The organism is Rhizobium sp. CIAT894 (assembly GCF_000172795.2).
In the GTDB taxonomy this organism is placed as follows: domain Bacteria; phylum Pseudomonadota; class Alphaproteobacteria; order Rhizobiales; family Rhizobiaceae; genus Rhizobium.
Window position 1 is genome coordinate 278,098 of the sequence record NZ_CP020951.1, and the last position, 20,135, is coordinate 298,232.

The window sequence follows — 20,135 nt, forward strand, 5'->3', positions numbered from 1 at the left end:
CAGAATCGGCGTCGATCATATCTTCGACACCGAAAAACTCAGCCTGACATTGCCGAAGAGGATGTCGATCGCGCCGGGTTCGGCCAGTTCGATTGCGCCGCTCAACGTGCCCGTCGTGATCAGCGCGCCTGCCTTCAGCGATGCTTCGGGGCGCAGCCCGTCATTGGCGTAGTCGACGAGCCAGGTGAGAACGTCGCCCTTCGGATGCTGCGCCGGACCGTCATAGATGATGCGGCCGGCATGGGTGACCTTGAGCGGTGTGCCGCCGGCGGTGTCGACAGCGCTCTTGTCGATCTTGGGACCGAGGACATAGCCGCTATTGCCGAGCCGGTCGGCGACGAACAGCAGAAAGGAAACGCCGCCGCTTTCCCGGACGGCGCTGACCAGCAGTTCGGCCCCGAGATGAACGGTGGAGATCGCCTCGACCACTTCGGCGCGGCTGTAAGGAGTGCCTGCGCGGATCGGCAGATCCCTGCCGAGGCGCACGGCAATCTCGGTCTCGAATTTCAGCCCGGGATACCAGGCAATATCGGCGCCGGAGACGGCTTCGGCATAGGGATGCAGCGGAGCAGCGACCGCCAGGCCCTGCGGCGAGACCGTCACCTTCCAGGCATTGCTGGAAACGCCGTCGGCCGCCGTGAGGAAATTTTGCGCTTCCATCGCCTGATGCAGATCGGCCGGCAGCGTGAAAGTGCCCGTTTCCTCCTGCCGGCCGGCCTGGTGCAGGCCGTGAAGCCTGGCTGCAAGCGCGCGCGGATCGAATGCTTCTGTCATGCTGTGTCCTCAACCTGATTTTCGGGGACACACTAACGGCAAGTCCGGCATGAACAAGGGCCGTTCTTGGAAAAGCTCCTATGCCATTGCCGCGAACCAGCGATCGCGATAGGCCTTCAGTCCGGTGATATCGGTCGGCGGAACATGCGTCTCTGCCCCCGAGACCGGCCGGATGCCGGTGAGCAGGGCGGCCCCCTGGCTGGTGCCGGTCGAGCCCGGAAGGGCCATAACGTCGCGGCCGGTTAGGGCGGCGAGGAGCTTGAGATAAGCCCCGTTCAGGGCAAAGGGACCCTCGACGACGATGGGGCCTTTGGCGCCGATCAGCCCGAGACAGGCATCGGTCATCAAGGCGAGGTAGAGGCAGGCGGCGGCAAAACGCTCCTCGCGGCTTGCCTCTTGGGCATTGATCCAGCGGCTTGCCTTTCCCGGAAACGGTCCCGAACCGGAGGCGATATTGGCGAGCAGCATGATGCCCTTGTCAATGACGGCGCCGATCGCCGCCTGCGCGGCCGTTTCGTCGACAGGGCCGATTTCGGCCGAAAGGATCTCGAATTCCCGCCCGCCCATGAAACGCGAGGAGGGAACGGCGCGACCATAGGCATCGACATTGGCGAGCGCATCGCGGCCCGGATCGAGATGATCGAGATCGCCGCCGACGCCGAAATTGATCACCCACGTGCCGGTGGAGACGACGGCGAAGGGTGCTTCGCGATGAACCAGATGCGGCAGCAGCGAGGCGTTGGAATCGTGGATGCCGCAATAGACCGGCACCGGTGCTGAAAGCCCGAGCTCCGCGGCGATCTCGGGCAGGACCGGGCCGAGCGCATCGAAGGCCGAACGGATCGGCGCCATCAGATCGCGGATGCCGAGCTTGTCGACGAGCGAGGAATAGTCTGATGTTTTCGGGTTCCAGAGGTCGGTATGGCAGCCGAGCGAGGTCAGTTCATTGACGGCGACACCGGTCAGCCGCGCCGTCCAGTATTGCGCATAGGTGAGGATGGTTGCGACCCCAGCGAAGTCTTCCGGAAAGGCGCTCTTCTGGTAGTGCAGCTGCGCGCCGACATTAAGCCCCATCGCAAGGCGCGGCGAGAAGGTTTCGCCGAAGGAAGGACGCAAGGCCGTATAGGCATTGCGGATCGCTTCTGGGTATTCATGCTCGTAGTCGATCACGGGCATGGCGAGCGCACCGTCCCGGTCGAGCAGCGCGGCCGCGGCGCCATGGGTGGTGATCGAGATGGCGTCGAAGCCGGGTTCCCGCGCAAGGCTCTTCAGCGCGTCGAGGGCGAAGGACCACAGAGCTTCGATATCATAATGCGGGTAGGGGCCGGTCTTGATCGTGATGTTCGGCCGTTTCAGGACAGCGATCTCGGCGCCTGTCCCGCTGTCGAGCACGACGACCTTGGCATTGGTCTTGCCGATGTCGAGAACGGCGATGCGACGATAGGAGGTGGTGGTCATGGCATATGGAAGAGGGTGACGAGGTCGCTTTGAACCGGCGAATTATCCGGATTGGTCGCCATGATATCGGCCATGTGAGCCCACCATTTTTTCATGACGGGATGCTCCGGCAGGCTCGCCATCGTGTGACCGGCAGGCCGCGTCAGCACGCCGAACAGCGTGTTGGTGTCGCGGTCGAGATGAATGGAATAGTCGCTGGCGCCCGACTGGTGCAGGAGATCGACCAGTTCCGGCCAGATTTCGTCATGCCGCTTGCGGTATTCGGCTTCCATGCCGGGATTGAGCTGCATCTTGAAGGCGTGTTTTTCCAAGGTCATCGGGAGCTCATGAGCTTGATGCGACGGGCGATGATCGGGATCGCGATGGTGATGATGAGCAGCAGACCGATGAAGATCGACATGACGATGCCGGGCACGTTCAAGAGGCCGAGGCCGAAGGTGACGAGGCCCATGACGAAGGCGGCGATGACGACGCCGCCGATCGTGCCGGAGCCACCGAGGATCGAGATGCCGCCGAGCACGACCATGGTGACGACTTCGAGCTCCCAGCCTTGCGCGATCGACGGCCGGGTCGAGCCGAGGCGCGAGGTCAGGCAGACGGCGGCAACACCGCTCATGACGCCGGTCAGCAGGAAGAGGATGAATTTGACGCGCTCGACCGGGATGCCGGAGAAGCGGGCGGCGAAATCATTGTTGCCGATCGCATAGACCTGCCGGCCGAAATTCGTCGCATGCAGCAGGATGGCGAAGGCGATCGCCAGCACGAAGAACAGCACGAATTCGAAGGAGAACACCCAGAACACGTAGCCCTGGCCGAAATAGGCGAAATCGGCAGGGTACTTGCCGTAGGCCTGGTCGCCGAGCACGATATAGGAAATGCCGCGGAACAGGCTCATCGTACCGATGGTGACGACGATCGACGGCAATTTCAGCACCGAAACGAGCACGCCGTTGAAGATGCCGCAGGCAAGCCCGGTGCCGATGCCGATCAATACCAGGCCCGGCGTGCCGACGCCGAGTTGAGCCGCCGCCCCCATCGCCGTCGAGGCGAGCGCGATAATCGCGGCGACCGAGAGGTCGATCTCGCCTGAGATGACGAGCAGCGCCATGGCAAAGGCGATCATCGCCTTTTCGGTGAAGTTGAAGGTGGCGTCCGAGAGGTTCCAGGCATCGAGGAAATAGGGCGAGGCCACAGAATTGAAGATGAAGATCAGGACGGCGACGGCAAAGAGCAGCACTTCCCAGCTCGACATGATGCGTTTGAACGGCGTGCCGAGCCGATCGGGAATGACCCGTTTTTCGGGTGTTGAAGAAACGGTGCTCATGCTGCGACCTCCGCTGCTGCGCGGTCACGCAGGATGATGCGGCCTCGATTGCGCTCGCGCCTTGCGTTGAAGACGACGGCGAGAATGATCACGGTGCCGGAGATCGCCATCTGCGTGAAGGGCGAAATGCCGATAACCGGCAGGGCGTTCTTGATGACGCCGAGGAACAGCGCGCCGAGCACGGTGCCGGCGACCGAGCCGACGCCGCCGGCAATCGAGATGCCGCCGATGACGCAGGCCGCGACGCTGTCGAGCTCGAAGCCGTTAGCGATATCGACATAGGCAACCGCATAACGCGAAACCCAGAGATAGCTGGAAAGGCCGGCGAGCGCGCCGGAGAGCACGAAGGCCAGGAATTTCGTCCGGCCGGTATCGATGCCGGCATAGACGGCAGCCGTGGGATTGCCGCCGGTCGCATAGGCCGAGCGGCCGAACGGGCTGTAGCGCAGCAGCATGTACATCAGCGCGACGATGATGATCGCAACCCAGCTCAGCACCGGCAGGCCAAGGATCGGCGTGCGGGGGACGGCGAGGAAGGTCGGCGTCATCTGATGGGCGTTTACCCAGGCGCCGCCCGAGAGCACGAAGGCCATGCCGCGATAGATGGTGAGCGTGCCGAGGGTCACGACGATCGGCGGGATTTCCAGGCGCCAGACGAGGAAGCCGTTGATAGTGCCGAGGGCGGCGCCGATCACGACCGCGGAGAGGATGAGCACGATCAGCGGCAGGCCCGGAAAGGCGGCGTTCATCATCGCGATCGCCATGCCGGTAAAGGCGAGGTTGGCGGCAACCGAGAGATCGATCGATTTCGTCAGGATAACCGTCATCTGGGCAAGGCCCAGAATGATGAGGATCGCTGTGTCGTTGAAGATGCCGGCGAGATTATCCGGTGTCGCGAAATCGGCCGCCCGCGTCGAGAAGATGCCAATCATCAGCACGATGATGGCAAAGAGCAGGGTTTCGCGTTTTCTGATCAGTTTGGCCATGCCCATCACCTCATGCATTTCCGGTCGCGGCGCGCACCAGCGCTTCCGGCGAAAGCTGATTGCGCTCGAAGAGCCCGGCCGACAGGCCTTCCTTCATGACAAGCACACGGTCCGACATGCCGATGATTTCGGGCAGTTCGGAAGAGATCATGATGATGGAGAGGCCCTCGGCCGCAAGCTCGCTGATGAAGCCGTGGACGGCAGCCTTCGAGCCGATGTCGATGCCCTTTGTGGGTTCATCGAGGATGATGACCTTGGGCATGGTGGCGAGCCACTTGCCGATGACGACCTTCTGCTGGTTGCCGCCCGACAGCGTGCCGACCGGCACGGAGAGGGCGGCGGCGCGCAGATCCAGTCGCTCGGCATATTTGCGGGCGAGCGCGAATTCTTCGGCCGCCTGCAGGAAGCCCTTGCGCGAGGTCCGCGTCAGCGACGGCAGCGTCATGTTCTGATAGATCGGCATCGGCAGCGCCAGGCCGTGGCGGCCGCGCTCTTCCGGCACATAGACGATGCCGGCTTTGATCGCATCATGCGGCGAGTTGATCGAAATCTCCCGGCCTTCGAGCGTCAGCCGGCCGGAGAGCGGCCGGGTGATGCCGAAGAGCGACTGTGCGAGTTCCGACCGTCCGGCGCCGATCAGGCCGTAGATGCCGAGAATCTCACCCTTGCGCAGGGTCAGCGAAATATCGCGGAATTCGGTGCGGTGGCTGTATTTTTCCACTTCGAGCACCGGAGCGCCGATCGCCACGTCGATCTTCGGAAAGGCGTTCTCGACGTCGCGGCCGACCATCATGCGGACGATCTCGTCCTGCGGCGTTTCCTTGAGCCGGCCCTGGCCGACGGCGCGGCCGTCGCGGAAGACGACGAAATCGTCGGCGATCTCGTAAAGCTCGTCGAACTTGTGGCTGATGAACAGGATCGCCTTGCCCTGTTCCTTCAGGCTCTTGATGATGCGGAAGAGATCGTCGATCTCCTTGCGGGAGAGGGCGGCCGTCGGTTCGTCCATGATGACGATGCGGGCCTCGATCGACAGAGCGCGGGCAATCGCCACCAGGTGGCGCTGCGCAATCGAGAGGTCTTTCAGCCGGATCGTCGGATCGATATTGCTTTCAAGCGCCGTCAGCAGCGTCTTCGAGCGGCTGTTCATCACCTGCCAGTCGATGGTGCGAAAGCGCGTGCGCGGCGCATGGCCGAGGAAGATGTTTTCGGCAACCGTCAGTTCGTCGAACAGCACGGTTTCCTGATGGATAGCGGTGACGCCGGCATCGATCGCCGCCTGGGCGCTGGCGAAGGTCACTGTCCGGCCGTCGACCAGGATCTCGCCTTCGTTCGGCCGGTAGATGCCGGTCAGGATCTTGACGAGCGTCGATTTGCCGGCGCCGTTTTCGCCGATCAGCGCCGTCACTGTGCCCGGATGAAGGGCGATGCTGACATTGTCCAGCGCCTTCACGCCGGGAAAGATCTGGGAGATGCCGCGCATTTCCAGAATGGCAGGTGCTTCGGGCATGGGGCTGGTATCGTGCTTTTGCGTTGCGGCGTGCATCATTCGTTTCACCTTGAAAACCCCTCCCCAACCCCTCCCCACAAGGGGTAGGGGCTTGACCCACCGCGATGCCGAGGCTCGCGATGGGCGGGGCGTTGCTTCATATTATCTCCCCTTGTGGGGGAGATGGCCGGCAGGCCAGAAGGGGTCTTAACGATCAGAAGACCTTGGAGAACTGGTCGATGTTCGAAGCATTGTAGACGAAGGGATCGGCCATGGCGGCTTCGCCGTTGTCGCCGACCTTGATCTTGCCCATGCGGCCGGCAGGGATTTCGCTGCCCGGCTTGCCGTCGGTCTCGCCCTTGACGAGGCGATAGGCGATCTGGGTGGCGGAGTAGCCGAGGTCGATCGGGTTCCAGATGGCGAATTCCTTCGTCGCGCCCGACTTGATCGCGCCGGCCATTTCGGACGGCAGGCCGAGACCGGTGACGTAGACCTTGCCGACGAGGCCCTTGTCTTCGACGACCTTGGAAGCGGCGAGAACGCCGACCGTCGTCGGAGCGACGATGACCTTGACGTTCGGGTTGGACTTCAGCAGGCCTTCGGCTTCACGATAGGACTTGTCGGAGAGGTCGTCGCCATAGACTGTAGTGACGAGGTTGAGGCCGGCAAAATCCTTGAGCTGCTTCTTCATCTGGTCGATCCAGATGTTCTGGTTGGTCGAGGTGGTCGTGGCCGACAGGATGGCGAAGTCACCCTTGCCGCCGTCGAGGTGGTCCTTGACGAGCGTCAGGCACATCTTGCCGATCAGTTCGTTGGACGACGGGTTGAGTTGCAGGATGCGGCCTTCGGGTGCGACGCCGGAATCCCAGGAGATGACCTTGATGCCGCGCTGGGCAGCCTTCTTCAGCGCCGGAACGAGCGCGTCGGGGTCGTTGGCCGAAACGGCGATGGCATCGACGCCCTGAGCGATCAGCGAGTTGATCACTTCGATCTGGCCTTCGGCCGTCGTCGAGGTCGGGCCGGTGTAGATCACTTCTACGCCGCCGAGTTCCTTGGCGGCTTCCTGGGCGCCCTTGTTGGCGGCGTCGAAGAAGCCGTTGCCGAGCGACTTGACGACGAGGCCGATCTTGATGTCCTTGGCGCTGGCAGTGCCGGCCATCATAGCGACGGCGAGCGCTGCGCCGAGCGCCAGTGTCTTTGCGAATTTCATGTCACTTTCCTCCCATTAAGATTTAGACTTCCACACCTCGGCGGCGCCTCATGCGACCGACGAGGAATCCTCCTTCGCAAGCTGCGCCACCGGGGTCGCGACAATCAGCCGGACACCGGCATTCTCGACCATGCGAGCTGCCTCTTCTGAAATCCCGTCATCGGTGATGATCGCAGTGACGCGGTCGAGCGCGCAGAGAATGAGGCTCGACCGGCGATTGAATTTGCTTGAATCGACCATGACGACGAGTTCGTCGGCCTGGTGCATCAGCTTCTGCTCGCTCTGGATGATGAGGGCGTCCGCCTCCATGATGCCGAGCGGGCCGACGCCCTGCGCGCCGATGAACATGCGCCGCGCATAAAAATTGCGGATCGCGTCATTGTCGAAAGGCGACAGGATCAGGCTCTGCTCGCGATAGATCGCGCCGCCCGGCACCGTCACCGTGTTTTTCGAATGCTTCACCAGATGTTCGGCAATGGCGAACGAGTTGGTCATCACCTGCAGGCGGTGGCCGGCCATGTAATGCACCATCTGGAAGGTCGTCGTGCCGCCATTGATGATGATGGCGTCGCCGGCCTCGCAGAGTTCGACGGCGGCGCGCGCAATTGCGCGTTTTTTATCGATATTGACCGATTCTGAAACCCGGAAGGGTCGGCCGGCGAGATTGCCGAGCTGCGGCGGATGCACCGCCTCCGCGCCGCCGCGGACGCGGCGGATCTTGCCCTGCACGTGAAGGGCCGCAATATCGCGCCGGATTGTCGCTTCAGAAGCTTCCGTCAATTCGGAAATGTCCTGGATCGTGACGACGGACTTTTCCTGAACGGCGCTTAAGATAATGCGATGACGTTCGCGTTCGTGCATTGGGCTCCTCCTCTTGTCATATTTATTTCGTATCCGTTAAAGACTGTCAATCACAAACGATCATAAATTTTCATATTGCGCTGCACAATAATCGAATTTGATCGTTTTCGATTGACAAGCGCACTTTTGATGCGCGATACCGTGAGCGAAAGGGCGCGCTGATCGCTGCGCCTTGCAAGCCTATATGGGAGGATGACATGGCGGCGAACGTCCGGCTTCTGGAAAACCGGTGGGATGATGGTTATGCGGCAGGCCTCGATGAGCCCGGCAAGCTGCTCTATCGCTCCAATCTGCTCGGCGCCGACAAGCGCATCACCAATTACGGCGGCGGCAACACCTCGGCGAAGGTGATGGAAACCGATCCGTTGACAGGCGGCAAGGTCAAGGTGCTTTGGGTCAAGGGCTCGGGTGGCGACGTCGGCACCATCAAGCTCGACGGTTTTGCTACGCTTTACCAGGACAAGCTGGAATCGCTGAAAGGCATCTATAAGGGTGTCGAGGACGAGGACCGCATGGTCGGCTTCCTGCCGCATTGCACCTTCAACCTGAACGGCCGCGCTGCCTCGATCGACACGCCGCTGCACGGTTTCGTGCCGTTCACCCATGTCGACCACATGCATCCCGATGCGATCATCGCCATCGCCGCATCGAAGAATTCCAGGGAATTGACACAGCAGATCTTCGGCGACGAGATCGGCTGGCTGCCCTGGCGCCGTCCGGGCTTCCAGCTCGGCCTCGATCTCGAAGCTTTCGTCAAGGCGAACCCGAGCGCCAAGGGCGTCGTGCTCGAAAGCCATGGTCTCTTCACCTGGGCAAATGACGCCAAGGCTTGCTACGAGCTGACGCTCGAGATCATCAACAAGGCGATCGAATGGTTTGCCGGTCAGGCTGAGGGCAAGACGATTTTCGGCGGCGCCGTTTCCGAGAGCTTGCCGGTTGCCGAACGCCGCGCCATCGCCGCCCGGCTGATGCCGGAGATTCGCGGCCGCATCGGCAAGCAGGAACGCAAGCTCGGGCATTTCGACGATCAGGACGCCGTCCTCGAATTCGTCAATTCCAGGGATTTGCGTCCGCTCGGCGCGCTCGGCACCAGCTGCCCCGATCATTTCCTGCGCACCAAGATCCGGCCGCTGATCGTCGATTTCGATCCCGCCAAGCCGGATGTCGATGCGATCGTCGCCGGCCTCGACAACGCGCTGGAAGATTACCGCGCCGATTACGCCCGCTATTACAACGACTGCAAGCATGACAATTCGCCCGCCATGCGCGACGCCAATCCTGTCATCTTCCTTGTTCCCGGCGTCGGCATGCTGTCCTTTGCCCGCGACAAGGCGACGTCACGCATCGCCAGCGAATTCTACGTCAACGCCATCAACGTCATGCGCGGCGCCTCGACGGTTTCGGAATATCAGGGCCTGCCGGAGCAGGAAGCTTTCGATATCGAATACTGGCTGCTCGAAGAGGCGAAGCTCCAGCGCATGCCGAAGCCGAAGAGCCTCGCAGGCCGGGTGGCTTTCGTCACCGGCGGCGCCGGCGGCATCGGCCGGGCAACGGCCGCCCGTCTCGTCGGCGAGGGCGTCTGCGTCGTGCTTGCCGATATCGACCAGGCGGCGCTCGAAGCCACGGAAGCCGATTTCGTCAAGAAATACGGGACTGACGCCGTGCGCAGCGTCCGGCTCGACGTCACCAAGGAAGATGCGGTGATCGCCTCCTTCACGGAAGCGTCCGTCGAATTCGGCGGCGTCGATATCCTCGTCTCGAATGCCGGCATCGCCTCCTCCGCGCCGATCGAAGCCACCGAGCTTTCGACCTGGAACCGCAATATCGATATTCTGGCGACCGGCTATTTCCTGGTTTCGCGCGAAGCCTTCCGCCTGTTCCGCCGTCAGGCGCTCGGCGGCAACATCGTCTTCGTCGCCTCGAAAAACGGCCTTGCCGCCTCGCCGAATGCCTCGGCCTACTGCACGGCAAAGGCCGCCGAAATCCATCTCGCCCGCTGCCTGGCCTTGGAAGGTGCTGATGCCGGCATTCGCGTCAACACCGTCAACCCCGATGCGGTGCTGCGCGGCTCGAAGATCTGGAGCGGTGAGTGGCGCGAACAGCGCGCCGCCTCCTCGAAGATCGAGGTTGACGATCTCGAGGAGCATTACCGCAAGCGTTCGATGCTGAAACTCAATGTGTTTCCGGAGGATATCGCCGAGGCGATCTACTTCCTGGCCTCGGACCTTTCGGCAAAGTCGACCGGCAATATCATCAACGTCGATGCCGGCAACGTGCAGAGTTTTACGCGGTAGGGCGTGGTCTCTTCTCCCCAGCGGGGAGAAGATGCCGGCAGGCAGATGAGGGGGACGCAGAGCGAAGCGATGCGTGTTCTGAGCGGGAAGCGAAGAACTATTGGCGTCATGCCGTGTCGCCCCGACCCTTCGGGCCACCTTCTCCCCGCCGGGGAGAAGGGAAGAGAGAAACAATCGGGAGGTAGAAATGGCCGAGTTCAGGATCGCGCAGGATCTGGTCGCGACAGAAAACGACAAGCGGGCAGCCGCATTGAAAGCCGATTACGAGGCGCTGGGCGCGAACCTTGACCGCCGCGGCGTCGATATCGAAGCAATCACCCGCAAGGTCGCCGAATTTTTTGTCGCCGTTCCCTCCTGGGGTGTGGGCACCGGCGGCACGCGCTTTGCCCGCTTCCCGGGCAGCGGCGAGCCGCGCGGCATCTTCGACAAGCTCGACGATTGCGCCGTTATCAACCAGCTGACCCAGGCGACCCCGAATGTCTCGCTGCATATTCCCTGGGACAAGGCGGATGCGCGCGAATTGAAGGCCAAGGGCGATGCGCTCGGTCTCGGATTCGACGCGATGAATTCGAACACCTTTTCCGATGCGCCGGGGCAGGCCCATTCCTATAAATACGGCTCGCTCAGCCATACCGATGCGGCGACGCGGGCGCAGGCGGTCGAGCATAATCTCGAATGCATCGAGATCGGCAACGCGATCGGCTCCAAGGCGCTCACCGTCTGGATCGGCGACGGCTCGAACTTCCCCGGCCAGAGCAATTTCACGAGGGCATTCGAACGTTATCTCGCCTCGATGGCCGATATCTACAAGGCGCTGCCCGACGATTGGAAGCTGTTCTCCGAGCACAAGATGTACGAGCCGGCCTTCTATTCGACAATCGTGCAGGACTGGGGCACCAACTACCTGATCGCCCAGACGCTCGGCCCCAAGGCCCATTGCCTCGTCGATCTCGGCCATCATGCGCCGAACACCAATATCGAGATGATCGTCGCCCGCCTGATCCAGTTCGGCAAGCTCGGCGGTTTCCACTTCAACGATTCGAAATATGGCGACGACGATCTCGACGCCGGCGCGATCGATCCCTACCGGCTGTTCCTGGTCTTCAACGAGCTGGTGGATGCCGAGCAGCGCGGCGTCAACGACTTCAACCCGGCCCATATGATCGACCAGTCGCATAATGTCACCGACCCGATCGAAAGCCTGATCAACAGCGCCAACGAAATCCGCCGCGCCTATGCGCAGGCGCTGCTCGTCGACCGCAAGGCGCTCGACGGCTATCAGCAGGACAATGACGCGCTGATGGCGTCGGAAACGCTGAAGCGCGCTTATCGCGCCGATGTCGAGCCGATCCTTGCCGAAGCGCGCCGCCGGGCCGGCGGCGCGATCGACCCGATCGCCGCCTACCGCGCCAGCGGTTATCGCAACAAGGTGGCGGCCGAACGCCCGGCTTCGGTTGCCGGCGGCGGCGGTATCATCTGAGTTTAAATTGCCGGCAGCACAGGGTGCTGCCGGCAATCGCCCTTTACGGCTTTCAGGCGACGGCGATCTGGCGGGTGGCGATATCCAGCCTGGCGCCAGCAGCTGCGTGTCGCCGTCGCGCTCGCCAACGGCACGATCCAAGCGATCGACGCCTTCGCCCATGCGGACCATCTCGCATGCGTCGACCATTCAGTTTTCCCGACCTGTTTTGCACGACGGCGCGTTGCCGAAAACAGCGTGCCCGCCGGTATTATTGCACAGTCATCATACGTCATTTTTCTTGACACAGACGCTGCTGCTTATATTCTGCTATAAAGATTAGTGATCCATAATTATGGAATTACCGGAAAGCGGTAGGATTCCATCATCCTCCACGACGACCAGCAGACGGATCGCCGCAATGCGGAGCGATTCATGTCCGAGAGTTCGAAAGGAATGCATATCATGCCCGGGGACCAGGCGAAGAAACCGCTCCTGCTCGCCAATGTCAGACCTATGGCTTTCGGCGCCGGTGCGCCGGGCGGGACGGTCGACATTCTCGTCGATGGCGACGGCAGGATCGCGGAGATCGGTGCCTCGCTCGCCGTTTCCCAGGATGTGACACGTATCGACGGCAAGGGCGCCTTCGTCTCGCCCGGCTGGATCGATCTGCATGTGCATATCTGGCACGGCGGCACCGACATTTCCATTCGCCCCTCCGAATGCGGTGTCGAGCGCGGTGTCACCACGCTGGTCGATGCCGGTTCGGCCGGCGAGGCGAATTTCCATGGTTTCCGCGAATATATCATCGAGCCCGCGCGCGAGCGCATCAAGGCTTTCCTGAACCTCGGCTCGATCGGCCTCGTCGCCTGCAACCGTGTGGCCGAACTCAGAGACATCAGAGATATCGATCTCGACCGCATCCTCGAAGTCTATGCCGAAAACAGCGAACACATCGTCGGCATCAAGGTGCGCGCGAGCCACGTCATCACCGGCTCCTGGGGCGTCACCCCGGTCAAGCTCGGCAAGAAGATCGCCAAGATCCTGAAAGTGCCGATGATGGTGCATGTCGGCGAGCCGCCGGCGCTCTACGACGAGGTGCTCGAGATCCTTGGACCCGGCGATGTCGTCACCCACTGCTTCAACGGCAAGGCCGGCTCGAGCATCATGGAGGACGAGGACCTTTTCTATCTCGCCGAGCGCTGCGCCTCGGAGGGCATCCGCCTCGACATCGGCCATGGCGGCGCCTCCTTCTCCTTCAAGGTCGCCGAAGCGGCGATTGCGCGGGGGCTGCTGCCATTCTCGATCTCGACCGACCTGCACGGCCATTCGATGAACTTCCCGGTCTGGGATCTCGCCACGACGATGTCGAAGCTGCTCAGTGTCGGCATGCCCTTCGACAAGGTGGTGGAAGCCGTCACCCATGCGCCCGCATCCGTCATCAAGCTGTCGATGGAGAACCGGTTTTCAGTCGGCGCGCAAGCCGAGTTCACCATTTTCGACCTCGTTGATTCCGAGGTCGAAGCGACGGATTCGAATGGGGATGTCTCGGTCCTCAACAAGCTGTTCGAGCCGCGCTATGCTGTGATCGGCGCCGATGCGTTCGCTGCCAGCCGCTACGTGCCGCGGGCGCGCAAGCTCGTGCGCCACAGCCACGGCTATTCCTACCGGTAGAAGTGCTTCAGCGGTTGCGCCAGCCCATCAGCTTTTCGATCCGCTCGGCCGAACTGCGTACATGCGCCGTATAGTGGTTTTCGTCGGAAAAGGCCTTCTGCTCCGGCAGCACGATGGAAATAGTGGCGACGCATTGGCCGTCGCGATCGCAGATCGGCGAGGCGATGCAGGCAACCGCATAGTCGGATTCGCCGGCCTGGATCGACAGGCGCGACTCGAAGGCCTTGGCGGCAGCTTCCGACAGCGTGCCCGGGTCGATCTCGGCGCGGCCGGTCGGTGACGAGCGGGCGCAGCGTTTGAACAGCTCGATACGCTCCTCCTCGGCCAGGTGGCCGACGAGCAGGCGGCCGGATGCCGTCCAGTTCAGCGGCACCCGGGTGCCGACGCGGGACGCCACCTGAAAGTGGCTCGGGCCGTCGGCCATGGCGAGCACCAGCATATAATCACCGTCGCGGCCGCAGACCTGCACGGTTTCGCCGGCCTGGCGACAGAGATCGTGCATTTCGTGGGTAGCGATGCTCATGAAATCCAGCGACCGGGCATAGGCGAGGCCGTAGTGATAGAGCCGCGCGCCGAGCCAGACCGAACCATCAGCCTGACGCGTCAGCATGTTCTTCTCGACGAGATCGTCGACGATGACATAAACGGTCGACAGCGGCGCCTTCACCGCCTTGGCGATGGCATAGACGCCGGCCGGCGATCCGGTTTCATAGAGATGATCGATCACCTGAAGCGCCCGGTCGATGCCGCTGACGCGCGCACGGCGCGCACCCTTGCCGCCGGTCTCGCCGGCAAGGTCCTCATCTTCGGTGTAAACTGCGGGTGATGTCTTGCCGTCCAATTCCACGTACCTCGTTAAAACTGCGATGATGTTACATTACTATGGCATAGCGGTCGCTGTGGCAAATCGCAACATCTTGTAGGTTGATCGTGCGCGCGGATGCGACAGTGGTGGAAGCTTGAAGAGTCATGTGAAACGAACCTGAGGAACGAAAAACTCACGGGTTACCCTTCAGCCACCACCATCGGTGACGAGCCCGGCAGAAAGCATCAATAGCGATCTGTGTCGCGCATACCCCGAATGAACGTTGCGGAATCGACCGGCTCGTCAGGCGGCTCCATCGAGGCGGTAAATGTCTTCAACTGTTCGACATCGATCGGTTTTGCCGATGTCTTCACAGCCACGAGTCGCGCTACCGGCGTGCCATGCCGCAATATCTCGAAAATCTCGCCTGCTTCGACGCGATCGAGCAATTCGCTGAGACGGACCTCGGCTTCCTCCAGTTTGACACGTCCCATGATGCGTCCTCGATGGTTATTTCCCGGGCATTTTAGTCCGAGAACCATGCGGTCGTCATCCGGCTTGGAACAACAAACCGCAGCCTGAGTTTGACCCTTAACCCAGGAGGTCATGATGACGAATTATCCGACACCGCCTTTCCCATCCCAGAAACAGCCGATGCCGGGTTTTACCGCGCAGATGGATCCTGTTCCCGACCATGGCGAAAAAAGCTATCGGGGTTCGCAACGGTTGAAAGGCAAGAGGGCGATCATCACCGGCGGCGACAGCGGCATCGGCCGGGCGGTAGCGATCGCCTATGCCCGCGAAGGCGCCGATATTGTGATTTCCTATCTCGACGAGGATGAGGATGCCGACGAGACGAAGCGGCTGGTCGAAGAGGCCGGCCGCAAGGCCGTCCTCGTCAGCGGCGATATCCAGGATCCGGCTCTCTGCCGGCAGATCGTCGAGACGGCGGTCAAGGAGCTCGGCGGTATCGACATCCTCGTCAACAATGCCGCGCATCAGGCAAGCTTCAAGAGCATCGACGAGATCAGCGACGAGGAGTGGGAACTGACCTTCAAGGTCAATATCCATGCGATGTTCTACCTGACCAAGGCGGCCGTCGCCCATATGAAGCCCGGCAGCGCCATCATCAATACGGCCTCGATCAACTCCGACAGTCCGAATCCGACATTGCTCGCCTATGCGACGACCAAGGGCGCGATCCAGAATTTCACCGCTGGCCTTGCCCAGCTTCTGGCCGAGAAGGGCATTCGCGCCAATGCCGTGGCGCCGGGGCCGATCTGGACACCGCTCATTCCCTCGACGCTGCCTGAAGACAGCGTCAACAATTTCGGCAAGCAGGTGCCGATGAAGCGGCCGGGCCAGCCGGCCGAGCTTGCGACAGCCTATGTGATGCTGGCCGATCCCTTGTCGAGCTATGTCTCAGGCACGACAATCGCGGTCACAGGCGGCAAGCCCATCCTTTAATGCATGCCGCCCGGAATTGGCGGTTCCGGGATAACATGCTTGAGGACAAGCAGCTGAAATGCATCGACCAAGCTCTGAGGCGATGCGCTTCAGTCGGGTTTGCCGTAGCCGCCGCCGGTCGGCGTCGTGACGATCACGGCGTCGCCGGCAGCGAGCATTGCCTGGTCGCAACCTTCAAGCCTTTCGACCGTGCCGTCGCCACGACGGATCTCGGTTTTTCCCAATTGCCCGTCTTCACCGCCGTAGAGGCCGAAAGGCCGGATCATGCGATGCGAGGAGAGAATGCTGCAATCCATCATTTCCAGGAAGCGGATGGTACGCTCGGTACCGCCGCCGGAATGATACCGTCCGCTGCCGCCGGACCCGCGGCGGATATGGAAATCCTCGAGCACGACGGGAAAACGGAATTCCAGCACTTCGGGATCGGTCAGCCGCGAATTGGTCATGTGGCTGTGCACGCCGTCGGCGCCGCTGAAGCCGGTGCCGTCATTGAGCAGGCCGGCGGGGCCGCCGGCGCAGATCGTCTCGTAATATTGGTAGGTGGCATTGCCGAAGGTCAGATTGTTCATCGAGCCCTGAGCCGCCGCCAGCGTTCCGAGCGCCCCGAACAGCGCGTTCGTCACATGCTGGCTGGTCTCGACATTGCCGGCGACGACGGCAGCCGGATAGGCCGGGCGCAGCATCGACCCGTCCGGCACGATGATCCGGATCGGCCTGAGGCAGCCGGCATTCATCGGGATCGGCTGCTCGACCATGACACGGAAGACGTAAAGCACCGCGGCGCGCGTCACCGGTTCCGGCGCATTGAAATTGGTCGGCTGCTGCGCGCTGGTGCCGGTGAAATCGACCGTCGCCTCACGCGCCTTCCTGTCGACGGTGATCTTCACCTTGATGACGGCGCCCTGATCGGTGGGATAGGTGAATTCGCTGTCGCTGAGGCGGGCAATCACCCGGCGAACGCTCTCCTCGGCATTGTCCTGCACATGCCCCATATAGGCTTCGACGACATCGAGCCCGAAATGGGCGACCATTTTGCGCAATTCCTGCACGCCCTTTTCGTTGGCGGCGATCTGCGCTTTCACGTCGGCGAGGTTCTGGGCCGGATTGCGGGCGGGGTAGGGGTGGTCGCGCAGCATCGCGGCGAATTCGGCCTCGCGGAAACGGCCCTTGTCGACCAGCAGGAAATTGTCGATCAGCACGCCTTCTTCATCGACGTTAGTCGCGCGCGGCGTCATCGAGCCCGGCGCCTTGCCGCCGATATCGGCATGATGGCCGCGCGAGGCGACGTAAAACAGGATGATCTCCCCCGTGTCGTCGAAAACAGGCGTGACGACGGTGATGTCGGGCAGATGCGTGCCGCCATTATAGGGTGCGTTGAGCGCGAAGACGTCGCCCGGGCGGATGCGGTCCTCATTGAGGCGGATGATGGTTTCGACGGAGCGGTCCATGGAGCCGAGATGCACCGGCATATGCGGCGCGTTGGCGACGAGCGCGCCGGTGCGGTCGAAGACGGCACAGGAGAAATCGAGCCGCTCCTTGATATTGACCGAATGGGCGGTGTTCTGCAGCGTCACGCCCATCTGCTCGGCGATTGCCATGAACAGGTTGTTGAACACTTCGAGCATGACGGGATCGGCGCTGGTGCCGATCGCCGCATGACGGGACAGCGGAACCTCGCGGGTGAGAACGATATGGTTGCGGCCGGTGAGCCTTGCCTGCCAGCCAGCCTCGACGACGATCGTCTGATGCGGTTCGATGATCAGGGCAGGTCCTCTGACGACAGCGCCGGGCTTCAGCGCCTCGCGCTTGAAGATGCCGGCCTCCTGCCATGTTCCGCCGGAATAGAAGCGGGTGGTGCGCAGTGCTTCCGGTTCTGAGGCCTCCGCCCGGATTTCCGCCTCTTCGATGTCGGCGCCGCCGCCGATGCCTTCGACCTCGATGGAATCGACGACAACAGGCCGGTCTTCGAAGATGAAGCCGAACTGCTTCTTGTGGGCGGCCGCAAAGGCTTGCGTCATTTCTTCCTGCGTCGCGAAGGCGACGGGCAGGGCCGTGTCGGTGCCCTTATATTGCAGGTGCAACCGGGTGACGATCTCCATGTCGCCGGCCTCGACACCTTGCAGCGTCAACTCCCCGCACACCTCCTCTTCGAGCTCGGCGCGGATGCCGCCGATCGTCGTCAGGGCGGTGGCGAGTTCGGTCAGCACCGCGCGCTGGCGCGTGGCGCGGATGTCGGCGAGCCCCATGCCATAGGCCGAGAGAATGCCGGAGAAGGGGTGGATCAGCACTTTTTTCATGCCGAGGCTGTCGGCGACGAGACAGGCATGCTGGCCACCGGCGCCGCCGAAGCAGGTGAGCGCATAATCGGAAACATCATAACCGCGCTGGACGGAGATCTTCTTGATGGCATTGGCCATGTTCTCGACGGCGATGGCAAGGAAGCCGTCAGCGACATCTTCCGCCGCCCGCCCGCCGCCGATCGTCTGCGCCAGCTCGGCAAAGGCGATGCGCACCGCCTCGGCATCGAGCGGCTGGTCCTGCGCGGGCCCGAAGATTTCGGGGAAAAAATCCGGCAGCAGCTTGCCGGTCATGATGTTGGCGTCGGTCACGGCAAGCGGGCCGCCGCGGCGATAGGATTTCGGGCCGGGTGTCGCACCGGCTGAATCAGGGCCGACGCGGAAACGCGAGCCGTCATAGCTGAGGATCGAGCCGCCGCCGGCGGCAACGGTGTGGATCTTCATCATCGGCGCACGCATCCGCACGCCGGCGACTTCCGTTTCGAAGGCGCGCTCCAATTCACCGTCGTAATGCGAAACGTCGGTCGAGGTGCCGCCCATGTCGAAGCCGATCATCCTGTCGAAACCGGCAATGCGCGAGACTTCGACTGCACCGACGACGCCCCCGGCAGGACCTGAGAGGATCGCGTCCTTGCCCTGGAAGAGATGCGCATCGGTCAGCCCGCCGGAGGACTGCATGAACATCAGCTTCGGGCCTTCTCCCTCGGCGGCCCCGAGTTCTGCGGCGACCTGGTCGACATAGCGCCGGAGAACCGGAGACAGGTAGGCATCGACGACGGCGGTGTCGCCGCGCCCGACCAGCTTGATCAGCGGAGAAACGACGTGCGAGGGCGAGACTTGCGTGAAGCCGATCGCGCGGGCGATGGCGGCGGCCTGCTGCTCGTGCTCGGGATAACGGTAGGCATGCATGAAGACGATGGCGACGGCGCGCAGGCCGCTGGCATAGGCGGTTTCGAGCGCTTGCCGCAGGCCCTGCTCATCGAACGGGCGTTCAACCGTGCCGTCCGCCAGCACGCGCTCGTCGGCCTCGATGACATCGGCATAGAGCAGCTCCGGCTTGACGATCTTCTTGGCGAAGATATCGGCGCGGGCCTGGTAGCCGATCTCCAGCGCATCGCGGAAACCCTTCGTCGTCACCAGCAGCGTCGGATCGCCCTTGCGTTCGAGAAGCGCATTGGTGGCGACCGTCGTTCCCATCTTCACGGCGCCGACGAGGCCCGAAGGGATCGGCTTGCCAGGCTTGAGCCCAAGCAGTTCACGGATGCCGTGCACGGCCGGGTCGCGATAGGCTTCCGGATTTTCAGAAAGCAGCTTGTGGGCGACGAGCGAGCCATCCGGACGGCGTGCGACGATATCGGTGAAAGTGCCGCCGCGATCGACCCAGAAATCCCACTGACTGCCCATGTTCGGTCTCCTGTTAGTCTGAAAATTTATTGACGATTTATCGATAAAATGTCAACGTTTTTCCTCTCGCATCGTGGAGGGTGGACATGGCAGATGGGCGCGGAAGACAAACGGAAATCGGGCCGATCGTCTCTTCCGCCCATCTGGCCGATGGTGCGCTTCCTGCTCTCTCCGAGCTGGAATTCGGCCTCATCCTCGCCGGCAATGCCTTCGACCGCTGGATGGTACGCTGCATGACGGCGGCGGGCGAGCCCGGATGTGCGGCGATCGATGTGCTGGTGCTGCATTCGGTGGCGCACAGACAGCGGCCGAAGCGGCTCGGCGACCTCTGCAGTGTACTCGGTGTCGAGGATGCGCATCTGGTGATTTATGCGATCAAGAAGCTGGAAAAGCGCGGCTTGGTGACGAGCACGCGGGCGGGCAAGGAGAAGTTGATCGCCGCCACCGAAAAGGGCTTGGAAATCTGCCTGAAATACCGGGCGGTGCGCGAAGCGCTGCTGGTGGAATCGGTCAAGGGGCTGGGGCTCGATGCTGCCGCAGCATCGGCGGTGGCCGCAACGCTCCGGGCGCTTTCCGGCCACTACGATCAAGCGGCAAGGGCCGCCGCCTCTTTATGACGGCAGCCCTTGACCGGGG

At 62.3% G+C, this 20,135-nt stretch carries 16 protein-coding genes; 5 read left to right on the plus strand and 11 right to left on the minus strand.

All coding sequences use genetic code 11. The annotated features are described in order from the left end of the window. Positions 1–15 precede the first annotated feature (15 nt). The 8 genes from RHEC894_RS27685 to RHEC894_RS27720 all read right to left on the minus strand — a co-directional run bounded on the left by RHEC894_RS27685 (position 16) and on the right by RHEC894_RS27720 (position 8,099). On the minus strand, positions 16–774 hold the full coding sequence (locus RHEC894_RS27685; RefSeq protein WP_085739912.1) for a fumarylacetoacetate hydrolase family protein: 759 nt from the start codon (positions 772–774) through the stop codon (positions 16–18). Positions 775–852: 78 nt separating this feature from the next. Then, positions 853–2,232, minus strand: a complete 1,380-nt coding sequence (locus RHEC894_RS27690) for an FGGY-family carbohydrate kinase (RefSeq protein WP_085739913.1) — start codon at positions 2,230–2,232, stop codon at positions 853–855. Further along, complete coding sequence (rhaM, locus tag RHEC894_RS27695) at positions 2,229–2,549, minus strand: L-rhamnose mutarotase (protein WP_010068510.1); 321 nt, start codon at positions 2,547–2,549, stop codon at positions 2,229–2,231. Before rhaM ends, RHEC894_RS27690 begins: the two co-directional genes overlap by 4 nt. Beyond that, complete coding sequence (locus RHEC894_RS27700) at positions 2,546–3,556, minus strand: ABC transporter permease (protein ID WP_085739914.1); 1,011 nt, start codon at positions 3,554–3,556, stop codon at positions 2,546–2,548. The genes rhaM and RHEC894_RS27700 overlap by 4 nt, the downstream gene beginning before the upstream one ends. Further along, positions 3,553–4,542, minus strand: coding sequence for an ABC transporter permease (locus RHEC894_RS27705; RefSeq protein ID WP_085740143.1), 990 nt, complete (start codon positions 4,540–4,542; stop codon positions 3,553–3,555). The genes RHEC894_RS27700 and RHEC894_RS27705 overlap by 4 nt, the downstream gene beginning before the upstream one ends. A 10-nt stretch (positions 4,543–4,552) precedes the next feature. Further along, positions 4,553–6,088, minus strand: coding sequence for a sugar ABC transporter ATP-binding protein (locus tag RHEC894_RS27710; RefSeq protein WP_089152753.1), 1,536 nt, complete (start codon positions 6,086–6,088; stop codon positions 4,553–4,555). A 154-nt stretch (positions 6,089–6,242) separates the two neighbouring features. Further along, entirely contained in the window at positions 6,243–7,238 is a 996-nt protein-coding gene (gene rhaS, locus RHEC894_RS27715; RefSeq protein WP_085739916.1) for a rhamnose ABC transporter substrate-binding protein, read from the minus strand. A 48-nt stretch (positions 7,239–7,286) separates the two neighbouring features. Further along, the gene (locus RHEC894_RS27720) at positions 7,287–8,099 is read right to left on the minus strand and encodes a DeoR/GlpR family DNA-binding transcription regulator (RefSeq protein WP_085739917.1); all 813 of its coding nucleotides are present in this window, start codon (positions 8,097–8,099) and stop codon (positions 7,287–7,289) included. Positions 8,100–8,296: 197 nt separating this feature from the next. On the opposite strand from RHEC894_RS27720, the gene RHEC894_RS27725 reads away from it, so the two are divergent. The 3 genes from RHEC894_RS27725 (at position 8,297) to RHEC894_RS27735 (ending at position 13,526) form a co-directional block, all read left to right on the plus strand. Further along, entirely contained in the window at positions 8,297–10,393 is a 2,097-nt protein-coding gene (locus tag RHEC894_RS27725) for a bifunctional rhamnulose-1-phosphate aldolase/short-chain dehydrogenase (protein ID WP_085739918.1), read from the plus strand. Positions 10,394–10,580: 187 nt separating this feature from the next. Further along, positions 10,581–11,873: an L-rhamnose catabolism isomerase gene (rhaI, locus tag RHEC894_RS27730; RefSeq protein ID WP_085739919.1), complete on the plus strand. Its 1,293-nt coding sequence runs from the start codon at positions 10,581–10,583 to the stop codon at positions 11,871–11,873. Between the two features lie 444 nt (positions 11,874–12,317). Further along, positions 12,318–13,526 carry an amidohydrolase/deacetylase family metallohydrolase gene (locus tag RHEC894_RS27735; protein ID WP_085740144.1) on the plus strand — a complete coding sequence of 403 codons (1,209 nt, stop codon included), beginning with the start codon at positions 12,318–12,320 and terminating at the stop codon, positions 13,524–13,526. Positions 13,527–13,533: 7 nt separating this feature from the next. Here RHEC894_RS27735 and RHEC894_RS27740 read toward each other — a convergent pair whose 3' ends face one another. Continuing rightward, positions 13,534–14,373: an IclR family transcriptional regulator gene (locus RHEC894_RS27740; RefSeq protein ID WP_085739920.1), complete on the minus strand. Its 840-nt coding sequence runs from the start codon at positions 14,371–14,373 to the stop codon at positions 13,534–13,536. 203 nt (positions 14,374–14,576) lie between these two features. Continuing rightward, entirely contained in the window at positions 14,577–14,825 is a 249-nt protein-coding gene (locus tag RHEC894_RS27745) for a type II toxin-antitoxin system prevent-host-death family antitoxin (protein ID WP_085739921.1), read from the minus strand. Between the two features lie 115 nt (positions 14,826–14,940). Between RHEC894_RS27745 and RHEC894_RS27750 the strand changes: the two genes are divergently transcribed. Then, positions 14,941–15,798, plus strand: a complete 858-nt coding sequence (locus RHEC894_RS27750; protein ID WP_085739922.1) for an SDR family oxidoreductase — start codon at positions 14,941–14,943, stop codon at positions 15,796–15,798. Between the two features lie 89 nt (positions 15,799–15,887). Here the strand turns inward: RHEC894_RS27750 and RHEC894_RS27755 are convergent, their stop codons facing one another. After that, a complete protein-coding gene (locus RHEC894_RS27755) occupies positions 15,888–19,499 on the minus strand; it encodes a hydantoinase B/oxoprolinase family protein (RefSeq protein ID WP_085739923.1) in 3,612 nt (1,203 codons plus the stop codon). Positions 19,500–19,585: 86 nt separating this feature from the next. On the opposite strand from RHEC894_RS27755, the gene RHEC894_RS27760 reads away from it, so the two are divergent. After that, positions 19,586–20,116: a winged helix DNA-binding protein gene (locus RHEC894_RS27760; protein ID WP_085739924.1), complete on the plus strand. Its 531-nt coding sequence runs from the start codon at positions 19,586–19,588 to the stop codon at positions 20,114–20,116. Positions 20,117–20,135: the final 19 nt, after the last annotated feature.

Excerpts from the sequence above, each read along its gene's own strand:
- RHEC894_RS27685 (WP_085739912.1), bottom strand. The coding sequence starts at position 774 with ATGACAGAAGCATTCGATCCGCGCGCGCTTGCAGCCAGGCTTCACGGC.
- RHEC894_RS27690 (WP_085739913.1), bottom strand. The coding sequence starts at position 2,232 with ATGACCACCACCTCCTATCGTCGCATCGCCGTTCTCGACATCGGCAAG.
- rhaM (WP_010068510.1), bottom strand. The coding sequence starts at position 2,549 with ATGACCTTGGAAAAACACGCCTTCAAGATGCAGCTCAATCCCGGCATG.
- RHEC894_RS27700 (WP_085739914.1), bottom strand. The coding sequence starts at position 3,556 with ATGAGCACCGTTTCTTCAACACCCGAAAAACGGGTCATTCCCGATCGG.
- RHEC894_RS27705 (WP_085740143.1), bottom strand. The coding sequence starts at position 4,542 with ATGGCCAAACTGATCAGAAAACGCGAAACCCTGCTCTTTGCCATCATC.
- RHEC894_RS27710 (WP_089152753.1), bottom strand. The coding sequence starts at position 6,088 with ATGATGCACGCCGCAACGCAAAAGCACGATACCAGCCCCATGCCCGAA.
- rhaS (WP_085739916.1), bottom strand. The coding sequence starts at position 7,238 with ATGAAATTCGCAAAGACACTGGCGCTCGGCGCAGCGCTCGCCGTCGCT.
- RHEC894_RS27720 (WP_085739917.1), bottom strand. The coding sequence starts at position 8,099 with ATGCACGAACGCGAACGTCATCGCATTATCTTAAGCGCCGTTCAGGAA.
- RHEC894_RS27725 (WP_085739918.1), top strand. The coding sequence starts at position 8,297 with ATGGCGGCGAACGTCCGGCTTCTGGAAAACCGGTGGGATGATGGTTAT.
- rhaI (WP_085739919.1), top strand. The coding sequence starts at position 10,581 with ATGGCCGAGTTCAGGATCGCGCAGGATCTGGTCGCGACAGAAAACGAC.
- RHEC894_RS27735 (WP_085740144.1), top strand. The coding sequence starts at position 12,318 with ATGCCCGGGGACCAGGCGAAGAAACCGCTCCTGCTCGCCAATGTCAGA.
- RHEC894_RS27745 (WP_085739921.1), bottom strand. The coding sequence starts at position 14,825 with ATGGGACGTGTCAAACTGGAGGAAGCCGAGGTCCGTCTCAGCGAATTG.
- RHEC894_RS27750 (WP_085739922.1), top strand. The coding sequence starts at position 14,941 with ATGACGAATTATCCGACACCGCCTTTCCCATCCCAGAAACAGCCGATG.
- RHEC894_RS27755 (WP_085739923.1), bottom strand. The coding sequence starts at position 19,499 with ATGGGCAGTCAGTGGGATTTCTGGGTCGATCGCGGCGGCACTTTCACC.
- RHEC894_RS27760 (WP_085739924.1), top strand. The coding sequence starts at position 19,586 with ATGGCAGATGGGCGCGGAAGACAAACGGAAATCGGGCCGATCGTCTCT.